The organism is Frankia nepalensis (assembly GCF_016786325.1).
Taxonomy (GTDB): Bacteria; Actinomycetota; Actinomycetes; order Frankiales; family Frankiaceae; genus Pseudofrankia; species Pseudofrankia nepalensis.
This window is the reverse complement of the sequence record NZ_JADWYU010000139.1, coordinates 49,041-68,380: the sequence shown is the minus strand read 5'-3', so window position 1 is coordinate 68,380 and position 19,340 is coordinate 49,041. Positions and strand designations below refer to the sequence as shown.

Below are 19,340 nucleotides of genomic sequence, written 5' to 3'. Positions count from 1 at the left end.
CTGTCGGTTAACTGTTGAGAAGGTGATGGGCAGGGGCGGCGCCAGCTCCAGCGGTCTCGAGCAAAGACCCAGAGCGCATTCCGGCGCCGCCAGGGCTTCAGGGGGACTCGTGCTGGCACCACTCACGGACGCCGATCCGCGCTCGATCGGTCCGTTCCGGCTGAGCGGCCGGCTCGGCGCCGGCGGCATGGGCATCGTCTACCTCGGGTTCGGGCCCGATGACCGTCCGGTCGCGGTGAAGGTGCCAGCCTCCGAGCTGGCCGGCGATCCGCGCTTTCGGGCCCGGTTCCGGCGCGAGGTCACCGCCGTCCAGATGATCAGTAGTAACTCGGTGGCGCCGGTGGTCGCCGCCGACACGGAGGCCGAGACCCCGTGGCTCGCCACCGAGTACATCCAGGGCGCCACCCTCACCGACGCGGTGCACGCCCGAGGACCACTCGCGCCGCGCCTCATGGTCGGCTTCGCCGCGGGGCTCGCGGACGGTCTGGTCGCGATGCACGCGATGGGGGTCGTGCACCGCGACCTGAAGCCAGGCAACGTCGTTCTCGGCTGGGACGGCCCGAAGATCATTGACTTCGGGGTCGCGCTCACCACCCGCGCGCTGCCCGCCGTCGGCGCGGCCGCCGGTTCCGACCCCGACGTCACCTACGCGCGTACCCAGGACGGCCAGCGGCTCGGCACCTTCGTCTGGATGGCACCCGAGCAGCTGCGCGGCGGGCCGGTCGGCCCGCCGGCCGACGTGTTCGCCTGGGGCGCCTGCGTCACCTACGCCACGACGGGGCACGGCCCGTTCCGGGCCGACAGCTTCGCCGAGACGATCGCCCGCATCCAGCGCGACCGGCCCGACGTCGACGACGTCCCGGACCAGCTGGTCGACCTGGTGCTCGCGGCGCTCGCCAAGGACCCGGACGAACGCCCGACCGCGACCGAGCTGGTCAGCCGGCTGGTGCACCGCGCCGTGAACACCCCCGTCGAGTCCGACCGCGCGATCGAGACCGCGCTGCTGCCCTGGGTCGCCCAGCCGCCCACGCCGCCGCCGCTCGGCGTGCCCGCGCCCCACGACCAGGCCACCCCGCCGCGCCGGCCGTCCACCTCGCCGCCCTGGCAGTCCGCGTCGCCCTCGACGCCCCCGTCGACGCCGCGGTCCTGGCCCTCCGCCGCCTCGACGCCGCCGCGCGGCCCCTGGGGAGCCACGCCGCCGCCCGACGATCCGTCGATTCCGGGGGCCGAGACGCTGCTCGCGCCGCTTTCCCCGCCGGGTCCTGGCGGGCCGCCCAGGCGCCGCCCACCGCGGGACTATCCGCCCGCGGGCGACCACGGCGGCGACGGCTGGCGCGGCTGGGACGACGAACCAGCGGAGCAGCAGACCCTGCTCGCGCGGACCCACCCCGAGGCCGCGGTGGGCGGGCGGGCGGCCTCCGCCGGCGGCCGCTCGGCGGTGGACGGGGAGAGCGGGGCGGGCCGTCCGCGGCCGCGCGCGGCGCGCTCGCCGCCGCGTCGGTGCTGCTGATCTCCGGTGGCGTGGCGGCGGCACTGCTGCTTTCCCAGCCATCGGACGGCGGTGGCACCGGCGAGCTGCTCACCGCCACGCTGACCAGCACTCCCGCCGCGAGCACTCCCGCGTCCCCCGGCGTCACCTCGCTTGGCGTGACCTCGTCCCCGGCCGAGCCGTCGTCGGCGCCGCCGTCGACGCCCGCGCCGGCCGCGACCGGTTCGAGGCGGCCGCCCCACACGCCGACGCCCACCCCGACGCGGACGGCCACCCCGACCCCGACGCCCAGCCCCACCCCGACGGCCTCCGTGTCGCCCTCGGCCTCGTCCTCGCCGTCCGTGTCGCCATCGGCGTCGCCGACGGACGGCGGGGCCCCGCGCACAAGCGCGCCTCCTCCGGAGGACCCGGCCGCCCCCGACCCGAACTGAGCCCCGCCTCCCCGAGAACCCCTCCCACCCGAGCCGGGGTCCTCGGGGGCCGCTTCCCACCAGTCGGACCGCTCTCGTCACCGGTGACGCGATCGGTCCGACCGATCTCGGCCGCTGGCCCGGGACTGTGGGATCCGCGCGCGGGCGCCGCGGCGAGCCGGACCTGTCGAAGATCGACGGGCCGGCCCCGGCGGGGCTTCGCCGAGTCGCCCGGGGCGTCCACTGAGGGCTCGGTCGTCACCTATGTCGCGCGGACGAACGAGCGCGTACCGGTGCGTGGCTCGCGGCCGCCGGTCATGGCGCGGCGCTCGAACCCGCCGCACTCCTCGGAACGTCCGAAGAAAATTTGTCAGATCCGGTGATCTGAAGAAGGATCTCCCGTGTAGCGGTGGATGCGATGACGGATATTCGTATTTGGCGTCGCGATGGTCGCGATCTTGCTCCGGGAGGTCCCATGGCTCTGCCTGCCTTCGCGGCCGTCACCGACTCCCAGCGTGCCCGGCGGGCCGACGCGTCGACCGCGCCGGCGGTCCCCGGCGAACGCCCCGAGCCAGGCGACTCCCGGGACCCGGGGGCACGAACCGGCGAGCGTTCCCCGCGCGCATCGCCGACGAGAACCGTCGTCGCGCCCGAGGAGGTGCCGGCGGTGCTCGCGCGCCACGTCCTGGTCGACGGGCTCGACCTCGTCGTCGACCTCGACGCGAGCCGTGGGCGCACCCTCGTCGACGCGCGCACCGGCGCGGCCTATCTCGACCTGTACAGCTTCTTCGCCTCGGCCCCCCTGGGAATCAGCCCGCCAGAGCTGGCGGACGACCCGGCCGTGCTGGCCGAGCTCGGCCGGGCCGCGGTCAACAAACCGGCGAACCCGGACGTCGCGAGCGTGGCGTACGCCGAGTTCATCGCGACCTTCGCCCGAGTCCTCGGCGACCCGCGCCTGCCGCACCTGTTCTTCGTCGAGGGCGGCGCGCTGGCCGTCGAGAACGCGCTGAAGTGCGCGTTCGACTGGAAGAGCCGCCACAACGAGGCCGCCGGTCGCCCACCGGCGCTCGGCACCCGGGTCCTGCACCTGCGGCACGCCTTCCACGGCCGCGGCGGCTACACCCTCTCGGTGACCAACACCGATCCCGTCAAGACCGCCCGGTTCCCGACGTTCGACTGGCCGCGCGTCGACAGCCCCGCGCAGGCGTTCCCGGTGACCGAGGCGAGCCTGGCCGTGGTGCGCGCCGCCGAGGCGCGGGCCCTCGACCAGGCACGCGCGGCCTTCGCGCGGTATCCGCATGACATCGCGTGCTTCCTCGCCGAACCGATCCAGTGCGAGGGCGGCGACCGGCACCTGCGCCCCGAGTTCCTCGCCGCGATGGGTGAGCTGGCGCACGCGCACGACGCGCTGTTCGTCCTCGACGAGGTACAGACCGGCGTCGGCGCCACCGGCGCGCCCTGGGCCTACCAGCGGCTGGGGCTCACCCCGGACGTGGTCGCGTTCGCGAAGAAGGCGCAGGTCGGCGGGGTGATGGCTGGTGGGCGCGTCGACGAGGTCGCCGACAACGTGTTCCGGGTGCCCGGGCGGATCAACTCGACCTGGGGCGGCGGGCTGGTCGACATGGTGCGCTCCACCCGGCTGCTGGAGGTCATGGAGCGCGACCGGCTGTTCGAGGCGGCGGCGCGCGGCGGCGAGCGGCTGCTCGCCGGCCTGGTCGCGCTCGCCGAGGCGTGCCCGGGGCTGGTGTCCAACGCGCGCGGCCTCGGGCTGATCTGCGCGCTCGACCTGCCCGACCGGACCCGGCGTGACGAGACGCTGCGCCGGCTGCGCGTCGACGAGCACGTCCTCGCGCTGCCCGCCGGTGACGTCACCGTCCGGCTGCGCCCGGCGTTGACGATCACCGACGACGAGATCGACGCCGCCCTCGGCGCCCTCGGCCGCGTGCTCGCCGCCCTGGCCGACAGGTGCGCCTGACGATGAAGCCAGGCCACCATGATCCTGTGTCCTTCTCGGGCGTGGGGCATCGACAAGGACACAGGATCCTGGGGCACCGAGGCCTGGCGGCGCGGGTCGCCGGCGCTGGCCCGGGCCGATCCGAACGGCTGGACAGACGAGAACTGGACAGAAGAGAACAGGACCGACCGACCCGGAGGCGGCGATGACCCTCGTGCACCCACCGCTGGTGGCGCCCATGATCGAAGGTGTCGAGACCGAGGGCGCGACCGTCGCCTCGACCAACCCGGCGCGGCCCGGCGAGGTGGTGGCCGAGGTCCGGCTCGCGGGGCCCGCGGTGCTGGTCGCGGCCGCGCGGGTCGCGAAGGTGGCCCAGCGCGGCTGGGCGGACGTGCCGGCCCCGGTGCGCGGCACCGTCATCGGCAACTTCGGCCGGCTCGTCGAGGACAACGCCGAGACGCTCGCCCGCCTGGTCACCCGCGAGGTCGGCAAGCCGCTCGCCGAGGCCCGCGGCGAGGTGCGGGAGATCATCGACACCTGCCGGTTCTTCCTCGGCGAGGGCCGCCGCCTCTACGGCGAGACCGTTCCGTCCGAGATGCCCGACAAGCAGCTGTTCACGTTCCGTGAGCCGGTCGGCGTCATGATGGTCATCACCGCGGGCAACTTCCCGGTCGCGGTGCCGAGCTGGTACCTGGTGCCAGCGCTGTTGTGCGGCAACGCGGTCGTCTGGAAGCCGGCCGAGTACGCCGCCGCGTGCGCCAGGGCGCTCACCGAGCTCGCCCAGCACGCGGGCCTGCCGCCGGGCGTGCTCTCGATGGTGCCGGCCGACGGGCCGTCGACCGCCGACGGGCTCGCCCAGGCACTGGCCGCCGGCGTCGTCGACAAGGTCGGTTTCACCGGTTCGACGGCGGTCGGCCGGCAGATCGGCGCGCTGTGCGGCCAGCACCTGCAGACTCCGTGCCTGGAGCTCGGCGGCAAGAACCCGATGGTCGTCACCCCCGACGCCGACATCGACCTGGCGGTCGAGGGCGCCCTGTTCGGCGGGTTCGGCACCGCGGGACAGCGGTGCACCTCGCTCGGCACACTGATCGTGCACGAATCCGTGTATGCCGGGTTCAAACGCCGCTTCGCCACCGCCGTCGAGAACGCCCCGATCGGCGACCCGATGCGGGCGGTCCTCTACGGCCCGCTGCTCGACGCGAAATTCGCCGCCGCCTACGAGCAGCACCTCGGCCTGATCCGCGCCCACCACACCGTGTTCGGCTCGACCGCCGCCGGTCTGATCGGCGTCGGCGCCCCCCGGCGCGGCTTCGTCGGCGACCTGGACCGGGGCCACTACTACCACCCGGTCGTCGTCGACGGCCTGCTTCCCGACGACGAGCTGTTCCGCGAGGAGACGTTCGGCCCCATTGTCGGCCTGACCACCTACCGAACCCTGGACGAGGCGATCGAGCTCGCCAACCTCCCCGGCTACGGCCTGTCGAGCGCCATCTACACGAACGACCCCGCGACGGTCTTCAGGTTCCGCCGCGGTATCTCGGCCGGAATGGTCAGCGTCAACAACTCCACGTCCGGCGCCGAGGCTCACCTCCCCTTCGGCGGCAACGGCCGCTCCGGCAACGGCTCCCGGCAGTCCGGCCGCTGGGTCCTCGACCAGGTGACCCGCTGGCAGTCCGTCAACTGGGACTACTCCGGCCGCCTCCAGAAGGCCCAGATGGACACGGCCGTCCCCCCGGCGGACCTGGCCTTCCGGCTCGACGCCTGACGGCCGCGAGAGGCGTGTCCGCCGCGGCCGGTCCGGGCCCGTTCGGGAGCCGCCTGGCGTCTCGGCCACCGAGGCGCCCGGCGGGCTATGGACAGGGCTCGGGGTAGGGGACGTCGGAGACGCGGCGGGACCACTCGGTGGTGGGGAGGCGGTTGGCGGGGTCGGCGCAGGCGTGGTCGGCGACGCGGGCCGGGGAGATGTCCCAGAGGCGGGCGGTCTGGTCGGCGCCGGTGGTGGCGAGCAGCGTGCTGTCCCGGCTGAACAGGACGTCGTCGATCCGCCCCTCGTGACCGGTCAGGGTGGCCAGCGGAACGACGTTGCCGCCGCGGCCGGCGGTGTCCCACAGATAGGCGGTGCCGTCGCCGCCGGAGGTGGCGAGCAGCAGGCCGTCGGGACTGAACGCGACGTCGTTGACCTGGTCGGTGTGGCCGGTCAGGCTCGCCAGCGGCGTGACGTCGGGGCCGCGGCGGGCCGTGTCCCACAGCCGGGCGGTGCCGTCGCCGCTGGTGGTGGCGAGCAGTCTCCCGTCCGGGCTGAACGCGACGTCGCCGGCCCAGCCCTCGTGCCCGGTGAAGGTGGTGACCGCCTCGACGTCCCCTTGGCCGGAGGTCTCCCAGAGGCGGGCGGTGGCGTCCTGGCTCGCGGTGGCCAGCAGCTTGCCGTCCGGGCTGAACGCGAGCTCGTTGACGCCGCCACGGTGGCCGAGCAGGGTTGCCCGCGGGGTGTCGGTGTCGACCAGGCGGGCGAGGTCCCAGAGGCGCGCCGTCCCGTCGGCGCTCCCGGTGGCGAGCAGTTTCCCGTCCGGGCTGAAGGCGACCTCCCCGACGACCTTCTGGTGGCCGCTGAACGTCGCGATCGGGGTGACGTCGTCGCCGCGCCGGGCCGGGTCCCAGAGGCGGACCGTCCCGTCGATCCCGCCGGTCGCGAGCAGTTTCCCGTCGGGGCTGAACGCGAGGTCCCAGACACCGTCGACGTGGCCGACGAGCGTCGCGACGGACCGGACGCCCAGACCGCGCCGGGTGGTGTCCCACAGCCGGGTCGTGCCGTCGGCGCTGACCGTCGCGAGCAGCGTCCCGTCGGGGCTGAACGCGACGTCGCCCAGCCAGTCCGAGTGGCCGCGCAGCGTGGCCAGGGCGACGACGTCGCCGCCGCGCCGGGTGGTGTCCCACAGCCTGGCCGTCAGGTCGGTGCCGGTCGTGGCGAGCAGCTTGCCGTCCGGGCTGAACGCCACGTCGGCGATCGCCGCCTCGTGGCCGGTGAACGTGGCGGTCGGGCTGCCCGGGGAAAGGTAGGCGGCCAGCAGGCTCAGGTGGGCCTCGCGGGTCGGCGCGGCGCGGTAGGCGGCGAGCGCGAGCTGGCGGGCGAGCGCGGGCTGCTGGTCGCGGGCCTCCAGCGCCGCCGCGGCCAGCTGCCGGGAAGCCCGCTCGGCCGCCGCCCGCGTATCCGCTTCGCCGCCACCGCCGCGGCCCGGCAGGATCACGAGCAGCGTCAGCGCCACGGCCAGCGCGGCCCCCGCCGCGACCGCCAGCGGGAGCAGCCGGCGCCGCCGGCCGGAGCGCGAGCCGCCTGCCGGACCGGGACCGGTGGGCGCGCCGCCGCGCGCCGACGGATCGCTGCGCGCGCCAGGACTCGGGTCGCTCGTCGGGCCTGGCCGGGTCGGGGCCACCGACCATGTGCCGGGCGGCGTCGACGAGACCGAGGAGATGGACGTGGGCGGCGGGCTCGGCATGGTCACCAGACCCGCCACCGGCTGGCCGGCCAAGCTGCCGGACGGGGGGCCGGTGGTGGGATCCTGCCTGGCGCGGCCACCCTGGAGGGCGTCCTCCAGCCGGGCGGAGAGCTGGACGGCGGTCGGGCGCCGGCGCGGGTCGAGGCGCAGCGCGTCGGCGACGATCGACCGCAGCGGCGCGGGAACCCCGCGCAGATCGGGCTGGGGATGCCCGTTCGGGTGGATCCGGTCGTCCCACCGGTCCTCCCCGAACGGCGGCCGGCCTGTCGCGGCGAACACGATGACGCCGCCCCAGGCGAAGATGTCCGCCGACGGGCCGACCCGCTCGCCGCCGGCCTGCTCGGGCGCCATGAAGGCGGGTGTGCCGGCCTTCTCTCTCGGCCGGTGCGAGGCGCTGTCCACCTCGAGCGCGAGGCCGAAGTCGATCACCACCGGGCCCTCGCCGGACAGCAGCACGTTGGCCGGGGTGAGGTCGCGGTGGGTGGTGCCCGCGCGGTGGATCGCCCGCAGCGCGTGCGCGACCGCGAGCGCCAGCCGTTCCAGGCCTCCGGGCGCGAGCGGCCCGCCGCGGCGCACCTGATCGAGCAGCGACGGCCCGTCGATGAACTCCGTGATCAGGTAGGGCCTGCCCCGGTCCGTGCCGGACCCGAGGACCTCCGCCGTGCAGAACCGGGCCACTCGCTGGGCCAGCCGGACCTCCTGCTCGAACATTCGCAGGAAGTCCGGGTTGGCGGCATGGTCCGCGCGGACCACCTTGATCGCAACGAGCGGGCCGGCTCCCGCGCGGCCCAGGTAGACGCTGCCCATCCCGCCGCGGCCGAGCAGCCCTTCGAGGCGGTAGGGGCCGACCTGCCCCGGGTCGTCGGCGGCCAGCGGCCTCGCGCGACTCGGCAGGTTGCCGGGCGGTATCGAGCCACCCGGTATCAAGCCACCCGGCCCGGATTCCGCGCGCTCATGACCTGGAGGCGTCACCATCGTGGCCTCGACCGGCCACGTGCCGACATGACCCGTTCTCGCCCCCGCCGCACGGACGTCCCCTGTCAACCGTGGAAAGCCGGCCGGCGGACCCGGACAACTCGGCAATCCCGAACCTACCGCGCAGAGTAGTCAACTGTTTTGGAATCTCGGCGTTCGGGGTCAAGGGGCGTCCCTCGACGCCCCCGCACCCAGCGCGGATGGCGCGGCTGACCGCGCCGCGCCGGGTGGCGAACGCTGCGGCGGCCGGTGCCGCGTCTGGTAGCCGCCGGCCGAGAGTGGGCCAGGCGCCGATCAGGCGGCCTCGCCGGGCTACGGGCGGGCCTGGGTCATGGGCGGGCCTGGGTGATGGGCAGTGCGCGCCGTGGGTAGTGCGCCACGGACGGGCAAGGGCGCGCCACGGCGGGGCTCGCGCTACGGGCAGGGCTCGCGGTAGCGGAGGTCGGGGAAATGACGGTCCCAGTCCTCCCTGGTGAGCAGGTAGTTCCCCTCGGCGCAGGCGCGCTGGGCGATCCGGTCCGCGTCCAGGTCCCAGAGGCGCGCGGTGTGGTCGTTGCTGGCGGTGGCGAGCAGTTTCCCGTCAGGGCTGAACGCGACGCCCTCGACCGCGGCGTCGTGGTTCGTGAGCGCGGTCAGGGAGCCGACGTTGGGGCCGCGGCGGGCGGCGTCCCAGAGGCGGACGACGCCGTCGCCGCCCGCGGTGGCGAGCAGGGTGTCGTCGGGGCTGAACGCGACGTCGTACACCGTGCCCAGGTGGCCGACGAACGTCGTCAGCGGCTGGATGTTCTCGCCATGCGCCGTGGCGTCCCAGAGCCGGACGGTCCCGTCGTCGCCGCGGGTGGCGAACAGGGCGCCGCTGGAACCGAAGACGACGTCGTACACCGCGGAGGTGTGCCCGACGAACGTGGCGACCGGGTCGTCGGTGTCCCCTTGGGTGGCGGCGTCCCACAGCCGGACCGTGTGGTCCTCGCTGCCGGTGCTGGCGAGCCACTTGCCGTCCGGGCTGAACGCGACGCCGAAGACCTGGCCGGTGTGGCCGGAGAACGTGGCCAGCGGCGTCGCGGCGTCACCCTGGCTGGCGGCGTCCCAGAGGCGGACGATCCCGTCGTCAGCGGTGGTGGCGAGCAGCTTCCCGTCAGGGCTGAACGCGAGGCCCCAGACCCTGCCCTCGTGACCACCGAGGACCGCCGCCGCGGCGATGTCCGAGCCGCGGCTGGCCGCCTTCCACAGCCGGGCGGTGCCGTCCCAGCCCGCCGTGGCGACCTGCGTGCCGTCCGGGCTGAAGGCGACGTTGGCGACCGGATCGGGATGGCCGGTGAACGTTGTCAGCGGTGTCACGGCGTCGCCGCGGCTGGTGGGGTCCCACAGCCACACGCCTCCGTTGGTGCCGGTGGTGGCGAGCAGCTTGCCGTCCGGGCTGAACACGGCGCCGGAGGTACCGGGGGCGCCGGGGGCGAGCACGGCCAGCGGCGCGATGTCGCCGCCGCGTCCGGTGCTGTCCCAGAGCCGGGCGGCCCCGTCCGCGCCGCGGGTGGCGAGCAGCTTGCCGTCCGGGCTGAACGTGACGCTGCGGATCACGTCCGTGTGGCCGGTGAAGGTGGTCGCGGCGCCGTCGGCCGTGACCAGGGCGGCGAGGACGCTGTCGCGGGCCTCGCGGGTGGGTGCCACGTGGTAGGCCGCGAGCGCCAGGCCGCTGGCCAGCGCCGGCTGTGGGTCGCGGACCCGCAGCGCCTCGGCGGCGAGCAGCGCCGACACCTCTTCGGGGCTGCCGCCTTCCGCTTCGCCACCCCCGCGGGTGAGCACGACCAGCGGCACCGCCACCGCGAGCACGGCGACCACGGCGAGCACCGCGAACAGGACGCGTCGGCGCCGGGCCGGCCGCGCGCCGGGCGGCGGTGGCGGTACGGGCGCCGGTGGCACGGACGTCGGTGGCACGGATGTCGGCGGTGAGGTCCATGTCGGGGATGAGGTACCTGGGGAAGTCGGCGCGCCTGGGGAAGTCGATGCGCCCGGGAAGGCCGGCGCGCCCGACGCGGCCGGCCGGGCCTCGGGGGTGGCCGGCGGCCACGACGTCGGTACCGGCGACGCGGGCGGTCCCGGTGTCGTCAGCGCCGTCGGGGGCTCGGTGGCCGGCCAGGAGAGGGGCGAGCCGAGCGGCTGGCCGGTGAGGCGGGCGTGCAGCTGCGCCGCGGTCGGGCGCAGCGCGGGGTCGCGGTTCATCGCCTCGGCGACGACCGAGCGCAGCGGCTCGGGAACGCCGGTGAGGTCGGGGTCGCCGTTGACCACCTGGTAGAGCAGCGTCTCCAGGTTGCCGGTGCCGAACGGCGGCCGGCCAGAGGCGGCGAACGCCATGACGCCGCCCCAGGCGAAGATGTCCGCGGGTGGACCGATTTCCTCGCCGCGGGCCTGCTCGGGCGCCATGTACTGCGGCGTGCCCCGCAGAGCCCGGCTGAGCTGCGTGGTGGCGTCGAGCGCGCGGGCCACGCCGAAATCGATGACGATCGGGCCCTCGGGCGACAGCAGGATGTTCGACGGCTTCAGGTCGCAGTGGACCGCGCCGGTCTCGTGGATCGCGGTGAGCGCCGCGGCGACGCCGAGGGCGGTTCGCTCCAGCCGGGAAGGGTCCAGCGGCCCCGTACGCCCGACGACGGCCGACAGCGTCGGCCCTTCGATGAACTTGGTGACGAGGAACGGCTGCCCGTTGAAGACCCCGTAGTCGAGCACCTCGGCGGTATAGGCGCCCGATACTCGCCGGGCCAGCCGGATCTCCCGGTCGAACAGCCGGCGCGCGGTGGGGTTGGCCAGAAGCTCGGAGCGCATGACCTTGACCGCCACCCGGCGCCCGTCCGGCCCTCGGCCGAGGTACACGCTGCCCATGCCGCCCTTGCCGAGCAGCCGCTCCATCCGGTAGTGCCCGATCCGGACCGGGTCCAGGAACGTCAGCGGCCGCCCCGGCACCTGCCCCGCCCCGGGGCCGCCGGCCGTGGGGGCCGCCGGCCCAGGCCCGGCGGGCTGGCCGCCGGTCGGTGGCGCGTCGCCACCCGTGGTTCCCTCGCCGGCCCTGGCCTCGTCGCCTACCGGCCCGGAGTCGCCTACCGGCCCGGAGCCGCCGTCCTTTGGCGGCCCGTCCGGCGATGGGCCGCCAGCGCGCAAGTCATCAGTCGGTGTCACCGCGGTCGACCCCTCGTCCCACCGGACGGGTGCCGTTCTCGTCCTGACGAGTCGCGACCGAGCCGCATCGACGTCTCCCCCGACCTGCCACCGACCCGGCACCCCGAATGATCCCGACCATACTCATGGCTCACGCGAAAAGCGCAGGACCTGGCGCCAACGTCGTGAACCCGACCATTGGGGTGGGGCGAGCGGGGCGCGACGGGCGGGCCGGCCCGCCGAGCCGGTCCCGGGCCTCTGGCGGGCGCGGCTTTCCGCCACCTCGTCGCGTTCTCGCCGGCCGCGGCCATGCAGGCGCTCGTCACCGCCGGCGGCTGGTAGTCCCGGTGGGGGAGAAGGTGCGCAGCCGTAGGCTGTTGGCGACCACGAAGACGCTGGAGAAGGCCATCGCCGCTCCGGCGAGCATCGGGTTGAGCAGCCCGAAGGCCGCGAGCGGGAGGGCCGCCGTGTTGTAGGCGAACGCCCAGAACAGGTTCGTCCTGATCGTGCGCAGCGTGGCGCGCGACAGCTGGATCGCGTCGGCCGCGCCGCGCAGGTCGCCCCGGACCAGGGTGAGGTCGGCGGCCTGGATCGCGACGTCGGTGCCCGTGCCCATGGCCAGGCCCAGGTCGGCCTGGGCCAGCGCCGCCGCGTCGTTCACGCCGTCGCCGACCATGGCGACGACCTTCCCCTCGGCCTGCAGCCGCCGGACGGCGTCGACCTTCTCGGCGGGCAGGACCTCGGCGAGGACGTGGTCGATCCCGACCTCGGCGGCGATCTCGCCGGCCACGGTCCGGTTGTCGCCGGTGAGCAGCACCGGGGTCAGCCCGAGTGACCGCAGCTGGGCGATCGCCTCGCGGCTGGTCGGCCTGACCTCGTCGGCCACGGCCAGCAGGCCTCGGGCCTCGCCGTCCCAGCCGACCGCGACGACGGTCCTGCCGTGCCGCTCGAGGGCCGCTCCCCGCTCGGCCAGCCCGGCGGGGAGCTGGAGCGACCAGTCGGCGAGCAGCTGGTCGCGGCCCACCACGACGGCGTGGCCATCGACGACTCCCTGGACGCCCCTGCCCTCGACGTTCGTGAAGTCCTCCGGGGCCGGCAGCGCGCCGATTTGGGCCGCGGCGCCCCGGGCGACGGCCCTGGCCACCGGATGCTCGGAGGCGCTCTCGAGGGCGCCGGCCAGGCGCAGCAGCTCGGCCCGGTCCACGCCGTCGGCGGGGACCACGTCGACCAGCGTCATCGTCCCGGTCGTCACGGTGCCGGTCTTGTCCAGCACGACGGTGTCGACCCGTCGGGTGGACTCGAGCACCTCGGGGCCCTTGATGAGCACGCCCAGCTGGGCGCCGCGGCCGGTGCCGACCAGCAGGGCGGTCGGGGTGGCCAGGCCCAGGGCGCACGGGCAGGCGATGATCAGCACGGCCACGGCGGCGGTGAACGCGGCGCCCGCGGGGAACCCGGCGCCGAGCCAGGCGCCGAGAACCGCCACGGCGAGCGCGATGACGACCGGCACGAAGACCCCGGCGACCCGGTCCGCCAGCCGCTGGACCGGGGCCTTGCCGGACTGGGCCTCCTCCACGAGCCTGGCCATCTGGGCCAGCTGGGTGTCGGCGCCGACCCGGGTGGCGCGCACGACCAGCCGGCCGCCCGCGTTCACGGTGGCGCCCGTGACCGGGTCGCCCTGGCTGACCTCGACCGGCACGGACTCGCCGGTGAGCATCGACAGGTCGACCGCCGAGCGCCCGCTGACGACGACGCCGTCGGTGGCGATCTTCTCGCCGGGGCGGACGACGAACTCGTCGCCCGCGGCCAGCTGTTCGACCGCGACCCTGCTCTCGACGCCGTCGCGCAGGATCGCGACGTCCTTGACGCCGAGCTCGAGCAGGGCGCGCAGCGCGGCGCCGGCCCGGCGCCTGGACCGCTTCTCGAAGTAGCGGCCGGCGAGCACGAACATCGTCAGGCCGGCGGCGACCTCGAGGTAGATAGAGCCGGCGCCGTCGGTTGGCCGGACGGACAGCGAGAAGGAGTGCTTCATCCCCGGGGTGCCCGCGGTGCCCCAGAACAGCGCGTACACCGACCAGAGCAGCGCCGCGAACGTGCCGATCGAGACCAGGGAGTCCATGCTGGCCGCCCCGTGCCGCAGGTTGACCCAGGTCGCCCGGTGGAACGGCCAGGCCGCCCAGACGACCACCGGCCAGGCCAGCGCGAGCGAGGCCCACTGCCAGTACTCGAACTGCAGCGCGGGCACCATGGCGAGCGCGATGACCGGGACGGTGAGCACCACGGCCCCGGTCAGCCGGTTGCGCAGGTCGACCAGCTCGGGGTCGGGCCGCTCGGCGCCCTCGTCGGCCCCGGCGTCGGCGGCCACCGGCCCAGCGGCCGGGGCCTTCCTGGGCGCGGGCAGCTTCGCGGTGTAGCCGGCCTTCTCGACCTCGGCGACCAGCGCCGCGGGGTCGTAACCCTCGGGAGCGGTGACCCTGGCCTTCTCGGTCGCGAAGTTGACCGCGGCCGCGACGCCGTCGAGCCTGTTGAGCTTCTTCTCGATCCGCGTCGCGCACGAGGCGCAGGTCATCCCGCCGATCTCGAGCTCGATGCTGGTGCCCGCCGCGTCCGGGCGGGCAGTTGAGGTGGCCACCGCGTACTCCCTCCCTTCCACGTGTCCGGTCAGTGCTCGTTCCCGGCCGTGGAGCCGGTGCCGTCGCCCGCCGCGGCGTCGACGACGAATGTGGCTGTGTGTACCCGCCCGTCGACCTGGAAGTCGAGGTAGAGCAGGTAGCGGCCCTCGGTCGGTGCCTCGGTCGCGAAGTCGATCCGCGGGCCCGAGAGGTCGCCCACGACTGGCTCCTCGCCCTCGGGGTGGACGTGCAGATAGGCCAGGTCACCCTGCCGCAGCGCCACCAGGTGGCCGAACGCGCCGAGATAGGGCTCAAGGGAGCGGACCGGCGCGCCGTCGCGGGTGATCTCGAAGCCCAGGTCGGACAGCTGACCCGCGCGCAGGTCGCCGCGCAGCTCGACCGTGAACCCGTCGACCCGCGACGTGGTCGAGACGTGCGCGGCCGCGGTCGGGGCGGTGTCGTCCGCGGTGTCGCCCACGACGTCGACCGCCCGGGTGAGGGTGACGGGGGGAGCACCGGCCCCGTCCCCGCCCGCGGGCACGAAGTCGGCGAACACCCGGTACGTCCCGGCGGTGGTCCACGTCCACGGGATCGACCAGGTGCCGTCGGCGCCCATCGTCGGGTGGACGTGCCGGAACTGGCCGCCGTCGGAGCGCACCACGATCAGGTGGAGGTCCTTGTCGTGCGACGTGGTGTACGCCGTCAGCGGGTCGCCGTCGGCCCCGCGCACCTGGAACGACAGGGTGCCGGCCTCGCCGGTCCGGCCGGGAGCCGTCACCTCGCCCAACCGGTAGCCGTCCTGCTCCAGCCCGAGCCCGCGGACCGACGGGCTCGCGGACGCGCCGTGGTCCATGGGGTCCGCCCGCGCGGCCTCCGTCCACGCGTCGACCTTCGACTCGGGGACGAGGAACGACCCCGCGGCGAAGGCGCCGCCGAACAGCAGGGCCAGGCCGGCGGCGTAGGCGGCGAGCCGGGTCGGGGCGTTCATCGCAGCCGGGCCGCCTCGTAGCCGGCCTCGTCGACGGCGGCCAGCACCCGCGTGTCGTCGAGCGGCTCGGCGGCCGTCACGACGAGGAGGCCGGTCCGCGCGCTGACCTCGATGTCCGTGACACCGTCGATCCTGCCGACCTCCTCTCGGACGGCGGTCTCGCAGTGCCCGCAGCTCATGCCCGTGACCTGGTACTCGCTCGTGACCATCGCGCTCACCCTCCCGTCGCATGGTACCCCCCAGGGGTACCTACGAGTCGTTTCTATACCCCTGAGGGGTAAGACGCAACCCAGCCGTCCCCGTCGCGACGGCGATCACCGAGTCGGGACCCAGGCCGCGCCGACGGGTCAGCGGCGCCGATGGGTCAGCGGCAGGGAGACCGGTAGGAGAGGTCGGGGACGACGCGGGACCACTCCGCGGCGGTGAGCCGGTCGGCGGGGGTGGCACAGGCCCCGGCGGCCGTGCCGTCGGGGTCGACGGCCCACAGCCGCAGGCGGTTGTCCCCGCTGGCGGTGGCGAGCAGGGAGCCGTCAGGGCTGAAGGCGACGGCCGTGGTCGCGTCGGGGTGGTCGAGGGTCGCGACCGGCCGCGCGTCGGGGCCGCGGGCGGCCGGGTCCCAGAGCTGGACCTCGGAGCCGCCGCCGGTGGCCAGCGTCCGGCCGTCCGGGCTGAACGCGACGGCGCCGACCCCGAACCGGTGCCCGGCGAAGACCGCCAGCGGCGCCGCGCCGGTGCCGCGCGCGGCGGAGTCGAGCAGCAGCGCGCCGCTGTCGGTGGTCACGGCGAGCAGCTTCCCGTCGGGGCTGAACGCGACGTCGACCTCGCCCCCGTCGCGGCCGCTCAGGAAGGTGGCCAGCGGGCGCGCCTCGGGGCCACCGGTGGCGGGCCACAGCCGGGCGACGCCGCTGGAGGCCCCGGTGGCCACGAACCGGCCGTCCGGGCTGAACGCCACGTCGGTGATCCAGTCGTCCGGGTCGGCGATGAGCACGGCGACCGCCGACAACACGAGGCCGCGCCGGCCGGTGTCCCAGACCCGGACGGCGCCGGCGCTGTCGGCCGTCGCCACGAGGCGCCCGTCCGGGCTGAACGCGACGTGCCACATCGAGGAGTCCCCGCTGTTCAGGACTGCCAGTGGTGGCACGTCGACGCCGCGTCGCGCCGGGTCCCACAGCCGGGCGGCGCCGTCGCTGTTCACCGTGGCCAGCAGCGACCCGTCCGGGCTGAACGCGGCCTCGTTGGTCGCCAGGTCGCCGTCGGCGAACGTGGCCAGCGGATGGTTGTCGTCGCCCCGGCTCGCCGCGTCCCACAGCTGGGTGGCGTCGCTGCCCACGCTGACGACCAGCGACCCGTCCGGGCTGAACACCGCCTGCTCGGCGTAGGGGTGCGGCAGGACGGCGACGGCCTCCGAGCCGCGGGAGGCGGTGTCCCACAGGCGGGCCGTGTTGTCGTGGGCGCCGGTGGCGCCGTCCATGTCCTCGGAGAAGTCGTCACCGGCGGCGCTGGCGAGCAGCTTGCCGTCCGGGCTGAACACCAGGTGCCGGGGCGTCACGGAGTGACCGCGCAGGACCGCGGCGCGCCGGTAGTGCGCGGGATAGGCGGTGAGCAGCGCGGCGCGCGCCTCGCCGGTCGGCGCGGTCTGGTAGGCCGCGAGCGCGAGCCGGCGAGCCAGGTCCGGGTCGTCGCCCCGGACCCGTCCCGCCTCGGCGGCCAGGAGTCGTGACGCCCGCTCGGCGGGCGCCCGGTCCGGGCCGCGCTCCGGCCAGACGCGCTCGTCCAGCACGACCAGGCCGGCGGCCACGAGGGCCGTCGCCGCGGCCACGGCCGCGAGCGCGCCGGCGAGACGTCTGGGCGACCTGACGACGCGGCTCGCGGCCGAGGCGGGCGTCCGCGCCGACGCCCGCCGCCGGAAAGCGTTCACCCGACCATCGTCCGTCCGCCGTCGGGCCCCGCGTCGTCAACCTGACGACACCGTTCCAGCCGCCGGCACCGTTCCCACCGCCGGCACCCTTCTGGAACGACGCGCGACACCGTCCGGAACGCCCGCGTGGTTCCGGCACCGGGACACCTCGCGAAACGTCGCCCCGGAACGGCGGCGCGGCGGCCGTGAGGCGGGATTGGTTGGCGTGTCCCGATTTGTGGTAGTCCTCATCCGCCGGGACTGCCGTACCGCCTGGCTACGCTATTGGCCAGTCGGTCGCGGAATGTCCCGCGGGCCGGCGCGGTGCCGTCGTGACGGGAGTCGACGTGATCTCACGGGTCCGCCTGCCGGGTGTGCACCACTCGGCGCCGGCGAGGTCAGGGCCGCCCAGGGACCCGGCGCCCAAGCCCGCGCCGCCGAAGACGCCGATGTGGCGGAACTGGCTGCTGCCGCTCGGGCTGCTGATCACCGCGCTGCTCCTGTTCGCCCCGAGCATGTCCGGCGGCCCGGCGTCGCTGGAGTACTCGGAGCTGCTCGCGCGCGTCAACGCCGGCGCGGTCGCCTCGGTGTCGGTCAACGACAAGGGCGCGGTCGACGGCAGGCTGAAGGACGGCACCGAGTTCACCAGCCAGATCCCGACCGCGCTCGACACCTCGGAGCTCGCCTCCCGGCTGGCCGCGAAGAACGTCCGGGTCAAGGGCACGCAGACCGGCGGCTCGTTCCTGGGGATCCTGCTGAGCTTCCTGCCGCTGCTGCTGCTCGTCGCGTTCTTCCTCTGGACCGGCCGGCAGGCGCGGCGCCAGCTGGCGGGCGGGCTCGGCGGCATCGGCCGGTCCCGCGCGAAGGTCACCGACACGGAGCGGCCCGAGACCCGGTTCGCCGACGTCGCGGGCTATGAGGGCGCCAAGCAGGAGATCAGCGAGGTCGTCGACTTCCTGCGCAACCCGGAGCGCTACCGCCGGGCCGGCGCGAAGGGCCCGCGCGGCGTGCTGATGGTCGGCCCGCCGGGAACCGGCAAGACCCTGCTCGCCCGCGCGGTCGCCGGCGAGGCCGAGGTGCCCTTCCTGTCCGTCACCGGCTCCGGCTTCGTGGAGATGTTCGTCGGCGTCGGCGCGTCCCGGGTGCGCGACCTGTTCGCCGAGGCACGCAAGCGGGCACCGTCGATCATCTTCATCGACGAGATCGACTCGATCGGCGGCCGTCGCGGCGGCGGCGCGTTCGGCGGCGCGAACGACGAGCGGGAACAGACCCTCAACCAGCTGCTCGCCGAGATGGACGGCTTCGACTCGGCCAGCGGCGTCGTCGTCCTCGCCGCCACGAACCGGCCGGAGACGCTCGACCCGGCGCTGCTGCGCGCCGGCCGGTTCGACCGGCAGGTCACCGTCCCGCTGCCGACCCAGTCGGAGCGCGCGGCGATCCTCGCCGTGCACGGCCGCGGCAAGACGCTCGGCGACGACGTCGACTGGGACGTCGTCGCCCGGGGCACCCCCGGCTTCTCCGGCGCCGACCTCGCGAACCTGGTCAACGAGGCGGCGATCCACGCCGTGCGCGCGGGCCGCGACGTCGTCACCGCCGAGGACCTGGGCGCGGCGCGCGACCGGATCCTGCTCGGCCGCCGGGAGGCGTCGAACGCGCTGCTGCCGGACGAGAAGCGCTCGGTCGCCTTCCACGAGTCCGGGCACGCGCTGGTCGCGGCGCTGTGCGAGCACGCCGACCCGGTGGCGAAGGTGACGATCCTGCCGGCCGGGATGGCGCTGGGCGTCACCGAGCAGCTGCCGGAGGCGGAGCGCCACCTCTACACCGAGGCCTACCTGCTCGACAGCCTGGCCGTCCGGCTCGGCGGCCGGGCCGCGGAGCTCGTGGTGTTCGGCTACGGCTCGACGGGGGCCGCGAGCGACCTCGCGGGGGCGACGGAGCTCGCGACCCGGATGGTGCGGGAGTTCGGCCTGTCGCCGGCGCTCGGGCCCGTCGGGTACGGCTCGCGCCAGCAGCGGTTCCTCGGCGGCGAGGAACTGGTCAGCCGGCCGTACTCGGAGGGCACCCAGAAGATCGTCGACGACGAGGTCGCCCGCATCCTGCGCGAGGCCGAGACCCGGGCCGTCGGCCTGCTGCGCGCCCACCGCGAGGCCCTCGACAGCCTGGCCGCGCTCCTGCTGGAGAAGGAGACGGTCGACGGCGCCGCCGTCGCCGAGGTCCTGCGGCTGACCGCCACCGTTCCGGCGCAGCCGGGCCCGGTCCCGGCCTCCGACACCGGCCCTGGCGGGGCCGGCGGGCCCACGCCGGCCACGGCGGGCCTGCCGGCCGGGCATCCCGCTTCGCCCACCACGACCTGAGGAGTCCGTTGAAGGGGTGG

Annotated in this window: 11 protein-coding genes; 5 read left to right on the top strand and 6 right to left on the bottom strand. The window is 75.2% G+C overall.

Features of this window, described 5'->3' with window-relative positions:
* The first annotated feature begins 109 nt into the window (after nt 1-109).
* From I6A81_RS20320 to I6A81_RS20305, 4 genes are all read left to right on the top strand, one after another.
* Nucleotides 110-1,510, top strand: coding sequence for a serine/threonine-protein kinase (locus I6A81_RS20320; RefSeq protein ID WP_203010270.1), 1,401 nt, complete (start codon nt 110-112; stop codon nt 1,508-1,510).
* Nucleotides 1,501-1,920, top strand: coding sequence for a hypothetical protein (locus tag I6A81_RS20315; protein WP_203010269.1), 420 nt, complete (start codon nt 1,501-1,503; stop codon nt 1,918-1,920). The genes I6A81_RS20320 and I6A81_RS20315 overlap by 10 nt, the downstream gene beginning before the upstream one ends.
* A gap of 454 nt (nt 1,921-2,374) precedes the next feature.
* On the top strand, nt 2,375-3,874 hold the full coding sequence (gene lat / locus I6A81_RS20310) for an L-lysine 6-transaminase (protein WP_203005974.1): 1,500 nt from the start codon (nt 2,375-2,377) through the stop codon (nt 3,872-3,874).
* 184 nt (nt 3,875-4,058) lie between these two features.
* Entirely contained in the window at nt 4,059-5,618 is a 1,560-nt protein-coding gene (locus I6A81_RS20305) for an aldehyde dehydrogenase family protein (protein ID WP_203005975.1), read from the top strand.
* Nucleotides 5,619-5,703: 85 nt separating this feature from the next.
* On the opposite strand, the gene I6A81_RS20300 is transcribed toward I6A81_RS20305, so the two are convergent.
* From I6A81_RS20300 to I6A81_RS20275, 6 genes are all read right to left on the bottom strand, one after another.
* The gene (locus tag I6A81_RS20300; RefSeq protein ID WP_203005976.1) at nt 5,704-8,322 is read right to left on the bottom strand and encodes a WD40 repeat domain-containing serine/threonine protein kinase; all 2,619 of its coding nucleotides are present in this window, start codon (nt 8,320-8,322) and stop codon (nt 5,704-5,706) included.
* A gap of 414 nt (nt 8,323-8,736) precedes the next feature.
* Nucleotides 8,737-11,493, bottom strand: a complete 2,757-nt coding sequence (locus I6A81_RS20295; protein WP_203005977.1) for a WD40 repeat domain-containing serine/threonine protein kinase — start codon at nt 11,491-11,493, stop codon at nt 8,737-8,739.
* A gap of 301 nt (nt 11,494-11,794) precedes the next feature.
* Nucleotides 11,795-14,101: a heavy metal translocating P-type ATPase gene (locus I6A81_RS20290; RefSeq protein ID WP_323132734.1), complete on the bottom strand. Its 2,307-nt coding sequence runs from the start codon at nt 14,099-14,101 to the stop codon at nt 11,795-11,797.
* Between the two features lie 29 nt (nt 14,102-14,130).
* A complete protein-coding gene (locus I6A81_RS20285; protein ID WP_203005978.1) occupies nt 14,131-15,069 on the bottom strand; it encodes a heavy-metal-associated domain-containing protein in 939 nt (312 codons plus the stop codon).
* Entirely contained in the window at nt 15,066-15,278 is a 213-nt protein-coding gene (locus I6A81_RS20280) for a heavy-metal-associated domain-containing protein (protein ID WP_203005979.1), read from the bottom strand. The genes I6A81_RS20285 and I6A81_RS20280 overlap by 4 nt, the downstream gene beginning before the upstream one ends.
* 155 nt (nt 15,279-15,433) lie before the next feature.
* Nucleotides 15,434-16,987 (bottom strand): WD40 repeat domain-containing protein, encoded by a 1,554-nt coding sequence (locus tag I6A81_RS20275; protein ID WP_203005980.1) that lies wholly within the window; start codon nt 16,985-16,987, stop codon nt 15,434-15,436.
* Nucleotides 16,988-17,313: 326 nt separating this feature from the next.
* On the opposite strand from I6A81_RS20275, the gene ftsH reads away from it, so the two are divergent.
* Nucleotides 17,314-19,320 carry an ATP-dependent zinc metalloprotease FtsH gene (ftsH, locus tag I6A81_RS20270; RefSeq protein WP_203005983.1) on the top strand — a complete coding sequence of 669 codons (2,007 nt, stop codon included), beginning with the start codon at nt 17,314-17,316 and terminating at the stop codon, nt 19,318-19,320.
* Nucleotides 19,321-19,340 lie beyond the last annotated feature (20 nt).